15 protein-coding genes are annotated in these 15,698 nt (G+C 71.5%); 10 read left to right on the forward strand and 5 right to left on the reverse strand.

Annotated elements, in window-relative coordinates:
* The first annotated feature begins 41 nt into the window (after positions 1-41).
* The gene (locus RB614_RS24675) at positions 42-1,169 is read left to right on the forward strand and encodes a hypothetical protein (protein ID WP_308714991.1); all 1,128 of its coding nucleotides are present in this window, start codon (positions 42-44) and stop codon (positions 1,167-1,169) included.
* 287 nt (positions 1,170-1,456) lie between these two features.
* Here RB614_RS24675 and RB614_RS24680 read toward each other — a convergent pair whose 3' ends face one another.
* Both RB614_RS24680 and RB614_RS24685 read right to left on the reverse strand, forming a co-directional pair.
* Entirely contained in the window at positions 1,457-2,437 is a 981-nt protein-coding gene (locus RB614_RS24680) for a FecCD family ABC transporter permease (RefSeq protein ID WP_308714992.1), read from the reverse strand.
* On the reverse strand, positions 2,434-3,441 hold the full coding sequence (locus tag RB614_RS24685) for a FecCD family ABC transporter permease (protein WP_428983106.1): 1,008 nt from the start codon (positions 3,439-3,441) through the stop codon (positions 2,434-2,436). Before RB614_RS24685 ends, RB614_RS24680 begins: the two co-directional genes overlap by 4 nt.
* A gap of 116 nt (positions 3,442-3,557) precedes the next feature.
* On the opposite strand from RB614_RS24685, the gene RB614_RS24690 reads away from it, so the two are divergent.
* Both RB614_RS24690 and RB614_RS24695 read left to right on the forward strand, forming a co-directional pair.
* A complete protein-coding gene (locus tag RB614_RS24690; RefSeq protein WP_308714994.1) occupies positions 3,558-4,541 on the forward strand; it encodes an ABC transporter substrate-binding protein in 984 nt (327 codons plus the stop codon).
* A gap of 6 nt (positions 4,542-4,547) precedes the next feature.
* Entirely contained in the window at positions 4,548-5,312 is a 765-nt protein-coding gene (locus tag RB614_RS24695) for a hypothetical protein (protein WP_308714995.1), read from the forward strand.
* On the opposite strand, the gene RB614_RS24700 is transcribed toward RB614_RS24695, so the two are convergent.
* A complete protein-coding gene (locus tag RB614_RS24700) occupies positions 5,284-6,588 on the reverse strand; it encodes an NAD(P)/FAD-dependent oxidoreductase (RefSeq protein WP_308714996.1) in 1,305 nt (434 codons plus the stop codon). The genes RB614_RS24695 and RB614_RS24700 overlap by 29 nt on opposite strands.
* Positions 6,573-7,919 carry an aspartate aminotransferase family protein gene (locus RB614_RS24705; protein ID WP_308714997.1) on the reverse strand — a complete coding sequence of 449 codons (1,347 nt, stop codon included), beginning with the start codon at positions 7,917-7,919 and terminating at the stop codon, positions 6,573-6,575. Before RB614_RS24705 ends, RB614_RS24700 begins: the two co-directional genes overlap by 16 nt.
* A 153-nt stretch (positions 7,920-8,072) precedes the next feature.
* Here RB614_RS24705 and RB614_RS24710 point away from each other — a divergent pair, with 153 nt between their 5' ends.
* Positions 8,073-8,693 (forward strand): class I SAM-dependent methyltransferase, encoded by a 621-nt coding sequence (locus RB614_RS24710; RefSeq protein WP_308714998.1) that lies wholly within the window; start codon positions 8,073-8,075, stop codon positions 8,691-8,693.
* 62 nt (positions 8,694-8,755) lie between these two features.
* On the opposite strand, the gene RB614_RS24715 is transcribed toward RB614_RS24710, so the two are convergent.
* The gene (locus RB614_RS24715; RefSeq protein ID WP_308714999.1) at positions 8,756-9,241 is read right to left on the reverse strand and encodes an Lrp/AsnC family transcriptional regulator; all 486 of its coding nucleotides are present in this window, start codon (positions 9,239-9,241) and stop codon (positions 8,756-8,758) included.
* A 150-nt stretch (positions 9,242-9,391) separates the two neighbouring features.
* On the opposite strand from RB614_RS24715, the gene RB614_RS24720 reads away from it, so the two are divergent.
* Genes RB614_RS24720 through speB form a run of 6 tightly spaced genes read left to right on the forward strand, consistent with a single transcriptional unit; the run spans position 9,392 to position 15,652 of the window.
* Positions 9,392-10,615 (forward strand): polyamine ABC transporter substrate-binding protein, encoded by a 1,224-nt coding sequence (locus tag RB614_RS24720; RefSeq protein WP_308715000.1) that lies wholly within the window; start codon positions 9,392-9,394, stop codon positions 10,613-10,615.
* A gap of 2 nt (positions 10,616-10,617) precedes the next feature.
* Entirely contained in the window at positions 10,618-11,751 is a 1,134-nt protein-coding gene (locus RB614_RS24725; protein WP_308715048.1) for an ABC transporter ATP-binding protein, read from the forward strand.
* Positions 11,748-12,647: an ABC transporter permease gene (locus RB614_RS24730; RefSeq protein WP_428983102.1), complete on the forward strand. Its 900-nt coding sequence runs from the start codon at positions 11,748-11,750 to the stop codon at positions 12,645-12,647. Before RB614_RS24725 ends, RB614_RS24730 begins: the two co-directional genes overlap by 4 nt.
* A gap of 2 nt (positions 12,648-12,649) precedes the next feature.
* Positions 12,650-13,438 carry an ABC transporter permease gene (locus RB614_RS24735; RefSeq protein ID WP_308715001.1) on the forward strand — a complete coding sequence of 263 codons (789 nt, stop codon included), beginning with the start codon at positions 12,650-12,652 and terminating at the stop codon, positions 13,436-13,438.
* Positions 13,435-14,637, forward strand: a complete 1,203-nt coding sequence (locus tag RB614_RS24740; protein WP_308715002.1) for a saccharopine dehydrogenase family protein — start codon at positions 13,435-13,437, stop codon at positions 14,635-14,637. The genes RB614_RS24735 and RB614_RS24740 overlap by 4 nt, the downstream gene beginning before the upstream one ends.
* Positions 14,638-14,647: 10 nt before the next feature.
* A complete protein-coding gene (speB, locus tag RB614_RS24745; RefSeq protein ID WP_308715003.1) occupies positions 14,648-15,652 on the forward strand; it encodes an agmatinase in 1,005 nt (334 codons plus the stop codon).
* Positions 15,653-15,698: the final 46 nt, after the last annotated feature.

Consider the following 15,698-nt stretch of genomic DNA (forward strand, 5'->3'; position numbering starts at 1 on the left):
GCGGGGTACGGTGCCCCTGCGGATGATGATGGGGAGGGCACATGCGCCACGCGGGTTCGCTCCTGCTGTCGCTGTTTCTGGCGCCGCTGATATGGGTCGGAGCCGGCTACGGCCTGACCGAGGTCAACCGGGCCCGGGTCCAGTTCGCCGGCGGGTTCCAGATCGAGATCGTGCTCGGCCTGCTCGCGCTGCTGGCGGCCGGCGGGCTGTACGCGCTGCTGACCATGGCGCGGCTCTCCCCGATCGGGCCCGCCCTCATCGGGATCGTCTTCGTCGTGCTGGCCGCCTGGTCCGCGTTCGACCCGGCGTCGTACTTCGACACCATGCCCACCGACCTGCGCCGCGGTGACTTCGCGCTCACCTACCCGGCACTCGGGTACTCCGCCCTCCTCGCCGTGCCGCTGCTCGCCACACTGCTGAGCCCGCGCCGCTGGCGCCGCTACGCCCACCCGGCCGCCGGCACGCCGGTCGCCGCACCGCCGTACCCGGTGCCGGGGCCCGGGATGCCCCCGGGCGCGGTCCCGCCGGGCGGCGCGTACCCACCGCCCTACCCCGGCCAGCCCTCCTTCGCCGCGGCGCCGGGCTACCTGGCCCCGCCGCCGCCCGGTGCGCCTTACCAGCCGGTGCCCGGCGGACCGGGTGCACCGCCGCCGCCCACCGCGCCGTTCCCGGTGACCGCGCCGCCCGTCCCGCCGCTGCCGTCGTCCGCGCCGCCCGCCCCGGTGCCGTCCTCGGCGCCACCGGTGCCGGCCGAGGCACCGACCACCCGGATCCCGGCGCAGACCCCGCCCCCGCCACCCGAGCACGAGACGACGACGCGCCTCGGCCAGCCGCCGGCCGAGGCACCGACCACCCGGATTCCCACCTCGCCGGCGGCGGTCCCGCCCGCGCCGGCGCCGGCCGAGGCCGCGACGACCCGGATCCCGACCTCGCCCACGGCACCGGTGCCGGCCGCCACGCCGCCCGCGACGCCGCTCGGCGACCAGACCACGCGGAGCATCGGCACGCCGGACACCGAGGCCACCCAGCTGCTGAAGGGCCCGCCGCCGAAGGACGCCTACCCGCGGCCGGCCTGGTCCGCGCCGACCCCGCCGCCGATCACCCCGCCGGGTGCCCGCAAGCCGGACGACGACCTCGACGACCCCGAAGCCACCCAACCCGCCCGCTGACCTGTAGATCACTGACCCCGAAGGTCCATTAAGTGCTCTCCAAGCCATCAGTCACCGCGACGTCCGCGGACGGTCCGACCTCAACGCCAGCCCGCTGATCGTTCACCCGAAACCCGCGTCCTGCCCGGCGCGTCACGCGGAGAACGGGCGAACGATCACCGCCACCCCTTGGCTCGGGGCCCGAACCGGACTTCAGCTGGCGATCGTGGTATTTCAACGCCCCTCTGGGGGCACCTGGATACCACGATCTGATTCCGCGACCCGACGTCGAAGCCCGCAGCCGGGCGTCAGGCGGCCGTGCGGCGCCAGCCCAGGAGCCAGATCAGGTACGCGCCGCCGAGCGCGGCCGTCACGACGCCGACCGGTAGCTGGGTGGGTGCGAGGGCCCGCTGCGCCAGGAGGTCGCTGGCGAGCAGCAGCGCGGCGCCCATCGCGGCCGAGGGTAGCGGGTTTGGCCCGGTGGCCCGGGTGAGCCGGCGGGCAAGCTGGGGTGCGGCCAGCGCGACGAACGCGATCGGTCCCGCACAGGCGGTACCGACCGCGGCGAGGGCCACCGCCGTGGCGATCAGGGCCAGCCGGACCCGCTCCACGGAGACGCCGAGCGAGCGGGCGGTCTCGTCGCCCATCTCCAGCACGAGCGTGCGCCGGTGCAGGGCCAGCACGACCGGCAGCAGCAGCGCGAGCGCCCCACCGGCCACGGCCGCGTGCGCCCAGCCGCGGGCGTTCAGGCTGCCCATGATCCAGAGTGCGGCCCGCTGCGAGTCGAAGATGTTCGCTCGGGCCAGCAGGTACGTGGTCATGGCGGTGAGCAGCGCCTGCACCGCCACCCCGATGATCACCAGCCGGTACCCCTGCGAGCCGCGCCGGTAGGCCAGCAGGTAGACCGCGGCCGCGGCGAGGGCCCCGCCGAGCACCGCGCCGGACGCGATCTCCAGCAGACCGCCGCCGACCAGGATGATCATGATGAGCGCGCCCACGCTCGCCCCGGCCGTGAAGCCGATGACGTCCGGGCTGCCCAGCGGGTTGCGGGTGAGGCTCTGGAAGATCGCCCCGCTCGCGCCGAACGCCGCGCCCACCGCGAGCGCGGTCAGCACCCGGGGCAGCCGCAGGTCGATCACGATGTACTCGGTCGCAGGGTTGCCCTGCCCCACCAGCGTCCGCAGCACGCCGGCGGGCGAGATCGGGTAGTCGCCGGTGCCGAGCGCGACGACGGCGACGGCGGCGCAGATGCCCAATAGTGCCAGGCCGACCGCGAAGGAGCGCTTCACAGCCGGGGCAGCCTTCCCCGGCGGCGGACCAGCACGACGAGCAGCGGGGCGCCGATCACCGCGGTCACCACGCCGACGCCGACCTCGCCGGGGCGGGTCACCACCCGACCCAACACGTCCGCGACGAGCAGCAGGATCGGCGCGAGCACCAGCGAGTACGGCACGAGCCACCGGTAGTCCGGTCCGGTGATCATGCGGGCGGCGTACGGCACCATCAGGCCCACGAACGTGATCGGCCCGGCCGCCGCGGTCGCCGAGCCGCAGAGCAGCGTGACCGCCACCGCACCGAGCACCCGCGTCTGTCCACGGTGGACGCCGAGCGCCTGTCCCGCCTCCTCGCCGAGCGCGAGCGCGTTGAGCGAGGGGGTCAGCCCCAGCGCGATCGCCGTCCCGATCACCATGAACGGCAGTACGCCCACGATCACGCCCGGATCGGCGCTGGCCAGCGAGCCGACCATCCAGTTGCGCCACCGGTCGAAGGTCGCCGAGTCGGTGAGCAGGATCGCCCGGCCGATCGCGTGCAGCACGTACGTGAACGCGATACCGGCCAGCACCAGCCGTACCGGGCTCGCCCCTTCCCGGCCGCGCGCGCCGATCGCGTACACGAGTGCGGCGCTGGCGGCGGCCCCGGCGAAGGCGAACCACACGTACGCCCACGGGCTGGTCAGCCCGGCGATGCCGATCGCCACCAGCACGCCCAGGGCGGCCCCCTCGTTGATGCCGAGGATGCCCGGGTCGGCCAGGGGGTTGCGGGTCAGCGCCTGGATGAGCGCACCGGCGAGCCCCAGCCCGGCGCCGACGACGAGCCCGAGCAGCGTACGCGGGACCCGCAGGTCGTGGACCACCACGTGGTCGTCGATCCGCGCGTCGTAGTGCAGCAGCGCGTCGAAGACCGTGCCGATCGGGATCGATTTGGAGCCGACCGCGATCGACAGCAGCGCCGCGGCCACCAGGGCGGCGCCGGCCGCGACCAGCCCCCAGGCGAGCGCCGGCCGCGACCGCACGCTCGTCGCGGGGACTCCCGCTGCGGTCGCCGTCACAAGATCCCTCCTCGACATCGCGGTGTCGGTTAGCTTAGCCTCCCCTTATCTAGGCGAGGAAAGGCCATGGCGTGAGTGGAGTGAGCCGGCGACGGCTGTTGATCGGTGGGGGCGCGGCACTGTTCGTGCTGGCCGGGTGCGGTGGCGAGGACGGCGGTGAGGCGCCCGCGGCGACCGGCGGCAGCGGTCCGTGGGAGTTCACCGACGACCGGGGCAAGAAGGCGACCCGGGAGAGCCGGCCTACCAAGATCGTGGCGCAGCTCAGCGCCGCCGCCACCCTCTGGGACCTCGGCATCCGTCCGGTCGGCACCTGGGGCGACACGAAAGACATGACCGCGCGCAAGGGCAACGTCGACACCGACGCGGTCACCTGGGTCGGCCAGACCTGGGGCGACTTCAACATCGAAAAGCTCGCGTCGCTCACCCCCGACCTGCTGGTCGCGCCGATGCAGACCAAAGACCAGCTCTGGTACGTGCCGGAGGACGCGGTCGCCAAGATCGAGCCACTCTGCCCGACCGTCGGCATCAACCAGTTCGAGGTGCCGGTCGACAAGGTGATCAGCCGCTTCGCCGAGCTGGCCACCTCACTCGGCGCCGACCTGAACGCCAGCGCGGTCACCAGCGCCAAGACGGAGTTCGAGGCGGCCGGCACGGCCCTCGGCGAGGCGGTCAAGGCCAAGCCCGGCCTGCGGGTGGCGTTCGTCAGCGGTACCAAGGAAAACCTCTACCTCGGCAATGCGAAGATCTTCTCCGACCTGGCGTACCTGCAGAACCTCGGCGTCAACTTCGTCCAGCCGACCGTGCCGGCGAACGAGCCGCACTGGGAGGTGCTCTCCTGGGAGCAGGCCGGCAAGTACCCGATCGACGTGCTGCTCTACGACTCGCGCAACCCGTCGTACTTCACCACCGACCTCTCCCGCTACCCGACGGTGGCCAACCTGCCGGCCGTGAAGGCCAACCAGGCGATCTCGTGGAACCCGGAGACGCCCTCCACCTGGGCCGCGTTCGGGGCGGCGATGCGCGACCTCACCGGCAAGCTGAGCGCGTGCAAGACCGTCGCGTGAGTCGCCATGCCGCTGGCCAACGCCCTCCTGGAGCGCTACAACGCGGCTGACGGCTACCCGCCCGCGGGTGCGGTCCGGGACGGCGCGGGCTGGCACACCCTCCGCGAGCTGCACGCGGACGGGAGCGTGCTGGCGGCGCAGATGCGCGCGTTCGCCGCCTCGTCCGGCTGCCCGGCGCAGACCGCGGCGACGCACATGGCCGGCTGGGTGACCGGCTCGTTCATCCGGCCACTGGTCTACGCGTACCGGGAGGAGCGCCGGCTGCCACTGTTTACAATGGACGGTACGGCGCTCCGCGCGGACCCGGGTGGCTGGTTCAACGCGCTGGCCGTGGAGGCGCCCGTGCTCGCCGTCCTCCCCGGCGACCCGCTCGCCGGCAAACCGGGTGTCGTGGTGACGTCCACGATGGACGCCGATCTGATCGGCACCGTCCTCGCCCTGTCCGGCCCGGTCCTCGACACGTTGCGGGGCGTCTCGCGCCTCGGCCGGCGTACCGCTTGGGCGCTGGTCGCCGACACCGTGATGAGCGCGTTCGCGGGGGAGCTGCCGCCCGGCCCGGCGCACGCCGCGGTGGCGGAGGCGGACCGGCTGCTCGCCGCCGGCGGCCCGCTCGCGGTGCGGCGGCGCTGGAGCGGGCCGGTGCCGCTCGCCGCGGCCTGCTGCCTCGCCTACAAGCGGCCCGGGCTGGAGCACTGCGAGCGGGTCTGCCCGAAGCTCGACGACGTTACCCGGCGGGACCAGATCACAACCTGGCTGCGTCAGCCCACGTGACTATCTTGCGGACCGTGTTGATGCCCATCCAGCGCAGCGGCTCCGGTGGCCACTGTGGAGACTGGTGGCCGACCCAGGGGAGCGAGGTCAGCTCGCTCTCCACGCCGAGGATCAGGTCGGCGAGCGTACGGCCGGCGAGGTTGGTCGTGCCGACCCCGTCACCGACGTAGCCGCCGGCCCAGGCCAGCCCGGTCTCCCGGTCGAGCCCCACCGAGGCGGCCCAGTCGCTCGCCACCCCGACCGCGCCGCCCCAGCTGTGCGTGATCGGTACGCCGGCGAGCGCGGGAAAGAGCTCGACCAGCGCCTTGTACAGCGCGGCGAAGACACGCGGCTCGCTGTCGTACGCGGCGTCGGTCTTCGACCCGAAGTGGTACGGCGCGCCCCGACCGCCGAACGCCAGCCGCCCGTCCGCGGTGCGCTGCCCGTAGATGATGAGCCGGCGGAAGTCGGTGAACGTCTCCCGCTCGGCCAGCCCGGCGGCGGCCCAGAAGTCGTCCGGCAGCGGGGGCGTGGAGATCATCAGTGAGTACACCGGCGCGATCGCGCGGCGGGTGCCGGGCAGCCGTGGCGTGTACGCCTCGGTCGCCCGCACGACCACCGGGGCCCGCACCGTGCCGACCGGGGTGTCGGCCGCGCCCTTGCGCAGCCCGACGACCGGCGTGCCCTCGTAGATGGTGACGCCCCGCCGCTCCACCGCCCGGGCCAGCCCGCGCACCAGCCGGGCCGGGTGGATCGCGGCGCAGTGCGGCGTGTACGCACCGCCCAGTACGCCCGTGGCGCCGCACCGCTTCGCGGCCTCCTCGGCGCTGAGCAGTACCAGGTCCTCGTCCTCCGCCACGGCGGCGCGGGCGCGGCGCAGCTGTGCCGGCGTACGGGCGAGCGCCACCGTGCCGCCCTTGCTCCAGTGGCAGTCGATGCCCTCCGCGGCGGCGACCCGCCCGACTTCGTCCACAGTGGAGTTCATGGTGCGGCGCAGCGCGGCGGCCGCCGCCGAGCCGTGCTGCCGCTCGATCCGGGACATCGGCGTGGGGAAGAGGGCCGAGCACCAGCCGCCGTTGCGGCCGGAGGCACCGTAGCCGGCGAACTCCTTCTCCAGCACCACGACGCGCAGCGAGGGCGCGGCGCTCGCCAGGTAGTACGCGGTCCACAGGCCGGTGTACCCGGCTCCGACGATCGCGACGTCGGCCACGAGCGACCCACCCAGCGCCGGCCGCCGCGCCAGGTCGTCGTCCACAGTGGACATCCAGAGGCTGTCCGCCTTCAGAGACGTTGCCATGCCTCGGCCAGTACGGCGCGCAGGATCTGTTCCATCTCGTCGAACTGCTCCTGCCCGGCGATCAGCGGCGGCGCGAGCTGCACCACCGGGTCGCCCCGGTCGTCGGCCCGGCAGTAGAGCCCGGCCTGGAAGAGGGCGGTGGAGAGGAAGCCGCGCAGCAGCCGCTCGGACTCGTCGTCGTCGAACGTGGCCCGGGTCTGCTTGTCCTTGACCAGCTCGATGCCGTAGAAGTAGCCGTCGCCCCGGACCTCGCCGACGATCGGCAGGTCGTTGAGCTTTTCCAGCGTGGCCCGGAAGGCGGCCTCGTTGGCCCGGACGTGCCCGGTGAGGTCTTCGCGGGCGAAGATGTCGAGGTTGGCCAGGGCCACCGCGCAGGAGACCGGGTGCCCGCCGAAGGTCACGCCGTGGGCAAACACGCCGGTCTCGGCGAGGAACGGCTCCATCAGCCGGTCGGTGGCGATCATCGCGCCGAGCGGCGAGTAGCCGGAGGTGAGGCCCTTGGCGGTGGTGATGATGTCGGGCTGGTAGCCGTAGCGGACCGCGCCGAAGTACTCGCCGAGCCGGCCCCAGGCGCAGATCACCTCGTCCGACACGAGCAGCACGTCGTACTCGTCGCAGATCTCCCGCACCCGCTGGAAGTAGCCGGGCGGGGGTGGGAAGCAGCCGCCGGAGTTCTGCACCGGCTCGAGGAAGACCGCCGCGACCGTCTCCGGCCCTTCGCGCTCGATGGCCCGGGCGATCTCGTCGGCCGCCCACCGCCCGAACGCCTCGACGTCGTCGCCGTGCTCCGGTGCCCGGTAGAAGTTCGTGTTGGGCACCTTGATCCCGCCCGGTACCAGCGGCTCGAAGTCACTCTTGATGCCGGGCAGGCCGGTGATCGACAGGGCGCCCATCGACGTGCCGTGGTACGCGATGTAGCGGCTGACCACCTTGTGCTTGGTCGGCTTGCCGACCCGCTTGTAGTAGGCGCGGGCCAGCTTCCAGGCCGCCTCGACCGCCTCCGAGCCGCCGGTGGTGAAGAAGATCCGGTTGAGGTCGCCCGGCGTGAGCGCGGCGATCCGCTCGGCCAGCTCGACCGCGGTCGGGTGCGCGTACGACCAGAGGGGGAAGAACGCCAGCTCGGAAGCTTGCTTGGCGGCCGCATCGGCAAGCTCGGTGCGGCCGTGGCCGGCGTTCACCACGAAGAGGCCGGCGAGGCCGTCGAGGTAGCGGCGGCCCTGGGCGTCCCAGACGTAGGCACCCTCGCCGCGGACGATCGTGGGCACCTCGCCCTCGCGGTAGCTCGCCATGCGGGTGAAGTGCATCCAGAGGTGGTCGGTCGCGTTGCCCATGCAACGATTACCGCATAGTGCTGCCCCGGCGTGCAAGGGAATCCGTCACGCGATAAACGGGATACAACGGATTTCGCAGCGTCTCCTCCTTCTGGTCGATCCCCGGTCCGCTGGGAGGAGGGTTGCCGCCGCGCCGATCACCAGACTGGCGGCGTGACCGACGATGCGATGCGCTTCTTCCGCGAGTTCGCCCGCGCACCCCTCTCGGTGGGTGCGATCGCCCCGAGCTCCGCCGTCCTGGCCCGCCAGATCTGCGCCACCGTCCCGGAGGGCGGCGACCCCGTGGTGGTGGAGCTCGGTCCCGGTACCGGTGCCTTCACCGACGTCATCCAGCGCCGGCTCGGCGGCCGCGGTCACCACCTGGCGGTCGAGCTCAACCCGGTCTTCGCCGCCCGGCTCGCGGACCGGTACCCCGGCCTGGACGTCGCGGTCTCCGACGCCGCGCACCTCGGCGACCTGCTGGCCGAGCGCGGCCGCGGCCAGGCCGACGTGATCGTGAGCGGGCTGCCGTGGGCGGCCTTCTCCGCCCGCCGGCAGGGGAGCGTACTGGACGCGGTGCGCTGGGCACTGGCCCCGACCGGCGCCTTCACCACGTTCGCGTACATCCACGCGCTCTGGGCACCCCCGGCCCGGCGGCTCCGGTCAGCGCTGGGCACGGCGTTCGAGGAGGTGGTCGTCGGCCGCACGGTCTGGCGCAACCTGCCGCCCGCCCTCGTCTACCACGCCCGCCGCCCCCGCACCCTGCCCGCCGCTCTCCCCGCTCTCCCCGCGTGATCGAAGCTCCCTTCAAGTCGCTAGAACGACATGAGGGGAGCTTCGATCACGGCGGGCCGGCCTCAGGCCGTGCCCCAGCTGTACGTCTGCTTGCGGAGCTTGAGGTAGACGAACGCCTCTGTCGCGACCACGCCCTCGACCTGGCGCAGCCGGCTGATGATCTCGAGCAGGTGGTCGTCGTTGCGGCAGACCACCTCGGTCAGCAGGTCGAACGAGCCAGCGGTGATCACCACGTAGTCGAGCTCCTCGACCTCGGCGAGCCGGTCGGCGATCGCCTCCAGGTCGCCGGTGGCGCGTAGGCCGATCATGGCTTGGCGGGGAAAGCCCAGCTGGAGCGGGTCGGTGACCGCCACGATCTGCATCACGCCGGCGTCGAGGAGCCGCTGCACCCGCTGCCGTACCGCGGCCTCGGAGAGCCCGACCGCCTTGCCGATGGTGGCGTACGGGCGCCGCCCGTCCTCCTGCAGTTGCTCGATGATCTGCTTGCCCACGTCATCGAGCAGTACGTGGGCCACACCCTCGCCCACGCCCTGCCGCGGCTTCGCCATCCAACGCCTCCCGCGAGAGCACTGTTACGTTCGCATTTCGTTGCGGATTGGCTCTTCCGCAACGGAATCCTTGTGACTGAGCATTACATCATGCCAGGATCAGGCGTCGGGTCGTACGAACCATTCTCGCGAACCACTCTGGAGCCGCACATGCGCCTCACACATAGCCCCCTGTCACCTGAGGCCACCGCCGTGCTGTCGGCCACCAGGTTCTCACGGCGCACCCTCGTCCGCGGCGCGATGGCCTCCGGCGCGCTGGTCACCACCGGCGGCCTGCTCAGCGCCTGTGGCACCGAGGGGACCTCGCAGTCCGCCGAAAGCTGCGTCAGCGACGACACGTCGAGCACCGACAAGAAGCTGGCCTTCTCCAACTGGCCACAATATATGGACGTCGATGAGAAGGACGAGTCCAAGCACCCCACGCTGCTCGCCTTCCAGCAGAGCACCGGCATCCAGGTCACGTACACAGAGGACGTCAACGACAACGACGAGTTCTTCGGCAAGGTGCAAAACCAGCTCTCCGGCTGCCAGCCCACCGACCGCGACATCTTCGTCCTCACCGACTGGATGGCCGCCCGCCTGATCCGGCTCGGCTGGCTGCAAAAGCTCACCAAGGCCAACCTGCCGAACGTCCAGGCCAACCTCCTGCGCTCGCTGCGCGCCCGCCCGTTCGACAAGAACGACGAGTACGCGGTGCCGTGGCAGTCCGGCCTGACCGGCATCGCGTACAACGGCAGCGTGACCGGCGAGGTGCGCACGATCGACGAGCTGCTCACCCGCGCCGACCTCAAGGGCAAGGTGACCTGCCTGACCGAGATGCGCGACACGATGGGCCTGATGCTGCTCTCCAACGGGCACGACCCGAGCAACTTCACCGAGGCCCAGTTCGACGACGCGCTGGAGAAGCTCAAGCGGGCGGTCGCCTCCGGCCAGATCCGCAAGTTCACCGGCAACGACTACTCCACCGACCTGGCCAAGGGTGACATCGCCGCCTGCGTCGCCTGGTCCGGCGACGTGATCCAGCTGTCCGCGGAAGACGAAAAGATCAAGTTCGTCGCGCCGGAATCGGGGCTCATGCTCTGGTCGGACAACATGCTCGTGCCCAACAAGGCCGCCCACAAGGCGAACGCCGAGAAGCTCATCGACTACTACTACGACCCGGGCGTGGCCGCCGAGCTCGCCGCGTACGTCAACTACATCTGCCCCGTGCAGGGCGCCCAGGAGAAGATCACGGACATCGACCCCGAGTTGGCGGAAAACCCGCTGATCTTCCCGGACGACGCGACGCTCGGCAAGACCAAGGTGTTCATGGCGCTCGACGAGGCACAGGAGCGGTCGTACTCCACGAAGTTCCAGCAGGCAATCGGGGCGTGACGATGGCGGCCGAAAACGGTGACCTGCGGCTGGTCAGCCTGACGAAGCGGTTCGGGATCTTCACCGCCGTCGACGACCTCAGCCTCACGATCCCGCAGGGTGGGTTCTTCGCCCTGCTCGGGGCCTCCGGCTGCGGAAAGACCACCACGCTGCGCATGGTGGCCGGCCTGGAGGAGCCGACGAGCGGCAAGGTGCAGCTCGGCGGCCGGGACATCAGCCGGCTCCGGCCCTACAAGCGGCCGGTCAATACCGTGTTCCAGAGCTATGCGCTCTTCCCACACCTGGACGTCTTCGAAAACGTCGCGTTCGGCCTGCGCCGGCGCGGCATCGGCGACATCCGGGCGCAGGTCGAGCGGATGCTCGCCCTGGTGCAGCTGGAGGGGTACGGCAAGCGCCGTCCCGCCCAGCTCTCCGGCGGCCAGCAGCAGCGGGTCGCCCTCGCCCGCGCCCTCATCAACCACCCGCAGGTGCTGCTGCTCGACGAGCCGCTGGGCGCGCTCGACCTCAAGCTGCGCCGGCAGATGCAGATCGAGCTCAAGCGGATCCAGACCGAGGTCGGGCTGACGTTCGTGCACGTCACGCACGACCAGGAGGAGGCCATGACGATGGCCGACACGGTCGCGGTGATGAACGCGGGGCGGATCGAGCAGCTGGGCGCGCCCGCCGAGATCTACGAGTTTCCGTCCACACCCTTCGTCGCCAACTTCCTCGGCCAGTCCAACCTCCTGGCCGGCCAGGTCGCCGGCCGTTCCGGCGACGACATCCTGGTTTCGGCATACGGTTCGCGCTTCTCGGTGCCCGCGGCCCGCTGCCGGGCCGTCGACGGAGACGTCTATCTGGGGGTACGCCCGGAGAAGCTGCACCTCGCTCCGGACTCCGACTCGGTGCCGGCGGGCCACCAGTGGGTCACCGGGGTCGTCTCGGATTCCTCCTATGTGGGCGTCAGCACGCAGTACCTCGTCCGTACCCCCTGGGGCACCGAGGTTTCCGCGTTCGCCTCGAACGCCGGGGTGCTCGCCCAGGTCCCGCTCGGCGCGCACGTGGTGGCGTACTGGCGGCCGGACCACGCGTTCCTGCTCGGCCGCGAGGCGGGTGCCGGCGACGCCACCCAGCCTTTGCTGGAGCCGGTTCCGTGAGTGTCCTGGCCCACCTGCCCGCCGAGACGCCGGCCCAGCAGACGAGGCGGGGGCACAGCCGCCTGCTGCCATACCTTTTGCTGCTCCCGGGCGGGCTGTGGCTGACCGTCTTCTTCGCGGTGCCCGCGGTGCAGCTCGCCGCCACCAGCCTGTACGACCCGAGCGGGTCGCTGCAGGAGGGCTACGCGATGACGTGGGAGTTCGGCAACTACGCCGACGCGCTCTCCGCGTACTGGCCGCACTTCGTGCGCTCGCTCGTCTACGCGGGCATCGCCACGCTGCTCTGCCTGCTGCTCGGCTACCCGCTGGCGTACGCGATCGCGCAGAAGGCCACCCGCTTCAAAAACCTCATGCTGGTCTGCGTCATCGCACCGTTCTTCACCAGTTTTCTCGTGCGCACGCTGGCCTGGAAGACGATCCTGTCGGACAACGGCTTCGTGGTCGGCCTGCTGCGCGACGTCGGCATCCTCGGCTCGGACGGCCGGCTGCTGGCCACTTCCGTGGCGGTCGTGCTCGGCCTGACGTACAACTTCCTGCCGTTCATGGTGCTGCCGCTCTACGCCAGCCTCGACCGCCTCGACGGCCGGCTGCTGGAAGCGGCCAACGACCTCTACGCCAGCCCGGTGCGCGCCTTCGCCAAGGTGACACTGCCGCTGTCGATGCCCGGCGTGGTGGCCGGCACGCTGCTCACGTTCATCCCCGCCGCCGGTGACTACATCAACGCGGAGCTGCTCGGCACGCCCAACCAGTACATGATCGGCAACGTGATCGACTCCGCCTTCCTCGTGCGGCTCGACTACCCGCAGGCGGCGGCGCTGTCGTTCATCCTGATGGCCATCATCCTGGCGATGGTGTTCGTGTACGTGCGGCGGGCCGGAACGGACGAGGTGCTCTGACCATGAAGCTCGGGCGCTGGCTCTCCGACCACTGGGTGATGGGCGCGGGCGTACTCGTCCTCGCCTACCTCTTCCTGCCGATCGCGGTGGTCGTCGGCCTCTCGTTCAACGAGCCGTCGAGCCGCCTGTCGTACGACTTCAACGAGTTCACATTGGACAACTGGACCAACCCGTGCGGTCCCGGTGACATGTGCGACGCGGTCGTGCGCAGCGTGCAGATCGGCTTCCTCGCCACCGTCGTGGCCACCGCGCTCGGCACCCTGATGGCGTTCGCGCTGGTACGCCACCGCTTCCGCGGCCGGGGCGCCACCAACCTGCTCATCTTCCTGCCGATGGCGACGCCCGAGGTGGTGATGGGCTCCTCGCTGCTCGCCCTCTTCGTGGCCGGCGGGGTCCCGCTCGGCTTCTGGACGGTGGTCATCGCGCACGTGATGTTCTGTGTCTCGTTCGTCGTCGTCACGGTGAAGGCGCGACTGTCCGGATTGGACGGCCGGCTGGAGGAGGCGGCGATGGACCTGTACGCCAGCGAGCTACAGACCTTCCGCAAGGTGACGCTGCCGCTGGTCTTCCCGGGCATCGTGGCGGCCGCGCTGCTGGCGTTCTCGCTGTCGTTCGACGACTTCATCATCACGAACTTCAACTCCGGCACCACCGTCACGTTCCCGATGTACGTCTGGGGCGCCGCCCAGCGGGGCATCCCGCCGCAGGTGAACGTCATCGGCACCGCCATGTTCCTGATCGCGCTGCTGCTGGTGCTCAGCACTTCGGTACGCCGCCGGCGGGCCGCATGAGGATCCTGCTGGTCGGCGCGGGCGGGGTGGGCTCCGCCGTCGTGTCGATCGCCGCCCGCCGCGACTTCTTCGGGTCGATGGTGGTGGCCGACCGCGACCCGCGCCGCGCCGATCGGGCTGTGTCCATTATGGATGGTCGCTTCACGGCGGTGGGACTCGACGCGTCCTCGCCCGCGGACGTGACGGCGCTCTGCCGCGAGCACGGCATCACCCACGTACTCAACGCGGTCGACCCGCGGTTCGTCATGCCCATCTTCGACGGCGCGTACGCCGCCGGCGCCGACTACCTCGACATGGCGATGTCGCTCTCCAAGCCGCACCCCGAGCGGCCGCACGCGGAGACCGGCGTGAAACTCGGCGACGACCAGTTCGCCCAGGCCGAGCGGTGGGTGGCGAGCGGGCGGCTGGCGCTGGTCGGCATGGGCGTCGAGCCGGGGCTCTCCGACGTCTTCGCCCGGTACGCGGCCGACGAGCTGTTCAGCGAGATCGACGAGATCGGCGTGCGCGATGGTGCCAACCTCGTCGTGGACGGGTACGACTTCGCCCCCTCGTTCTCCATCTGGACCACCATCGAGGAGTGCCTCAACCCGCCGGTGATCTGGAGCGCGGACCGGGGCTGGCACACCACCGAGCCGTTTTCCGAGCCGGAGGTCTTCGACTTTCCGGCGGGGATCGGCCCGGTCGAGTGCGTCAACGTCGAGCACGAGGAGGTGCTGCTCATCCCGCGCTGGGTCGGCGCCAAGCGGGTCACCTTCAAATACGGCCTGGGCAGCGAGTTCATCGACGTGCTCCGTACCCTCCACAAGCTCGGCCTGGACGGCACCGCGCCGGTGCGGGTGGGCGGAGTGTCGGTGGCGCCGCGCGACGTGGTCGCCGCCTGCCTGCCCGACCCGGCCACGCTCGGCGACCGGATGCGCGGCAAGACCTGCGCCGGCACCTGGGTGCGCGGCACCGGCAAGTCCGGCGAGCCGCGCGCCGTCTACCTTTACCACGTGGTCGACAACGAGTGGTCGATGCGCGAGTACGGGCACCAGGCCGTCGTCTGGCAGACCGCGATCAACCCGGTGGTCGCGCTGGAGTTGCTCGCCTCCGGCACCTGGTCCGGCAGCGGTGTACTCGGGCCGGAGGCGTTCGCGGCCCGGCCGTTCCTCGACCTGCTGACCGCGTACGGCTCGCCGTGGGGGATGGAGGAGCGGTGAGGTACACCCGATGACCCGATACGGCCCGATGTTCGGTCCCGACGTGACGTTCCTCGGCGTCGCGCGATGCGACATCGGCGAGCCAGCCACGTACGCGGACGCCGACGTCGTCATCGTCGGCGCGCCCTTCGACGGCGGCACCACCAACCGCCCGGGCACCCGCTTCGGCCCGTCCGCCATGCGCCAGGCCTGCTACCTGGAGCACGACGGCAGCCGCCCGTCGCTCGCGCTGCGCACCGACGGCCTGCGCGACCTCAAGGTGTACGACGCGGGTGACGTCGAGATGTTCAGCGGCGACATCGAGCGGGCGCTCGGCGCGCTGGAGGAGGCGGTCGCCGCGGTGGCGGCGACTGGCGCGATCCCGCTGGTGCTCGGCGGCGACCACTCCATCACGCTGCCGGACGCCAAGGGCGTGGCCCGCCACCACGGGTACGGCCGGGTGTCGATGGTGCATTTCGACGCGCACGCCGACACCGGTGAGATCGAGTTCGGCTCGCTCTACGGCCACGGCCTCCCGATGCGCCGCCTCATCGAGTCCGGCGCCATCCGCGGCGACCGGTTCCTCCAAATTGGACTGCGCGGCTACTGGCCCGGCCCGGCGGTGCTCGACTGGATGGCGCAGCGGCGCATGCGCTCGTACGAGATGAGCGAGATCGTGGCCCGCGGCGTGGACGAGTGCCTGACCGAGGCGTTCACGATCGCGGTGGACGAGTGCGACGGCGTCTTCCTCTCGGTCGACATCGACGTGGTCGACCCCGGCATGGCGCCCGGCACCGGCACCCCGGAGCCGGGCGGCCTGACCGCGCGCCAACTGCTCGACGCGGTCCGCCGCTGCTGCCTGGAGCTACCCGTCGTCGGTGTCGACGTGGTCGAGGTCTCCCCGCCGTACGACCACGCCGACATCACCGCCTACCTGGGCAACCGTGTCGTCCTGGAGGCCCTCTCCGCGATCGCCCGCCGCCGCCAGGGCGGCGAGCCCTGGGACCCCCGCCGACCCCTGCTCGACGGCCGCTGACGCCAAGCCGGGCCCAGCCCGGGGCACCAGCGGGTTGACCTGGCGT

Origin of the sequence: Phytohabitans maris (assembly GCF_031085175.1) — a bacterium.
In the GTDB taxonomy this organism is placed as follows: Bacteria; Actinomycetota; Actinomycetes; order Mycobacteriales; family Micromonosporaceae; genus Phytohabitans; species Phytohabitans maris.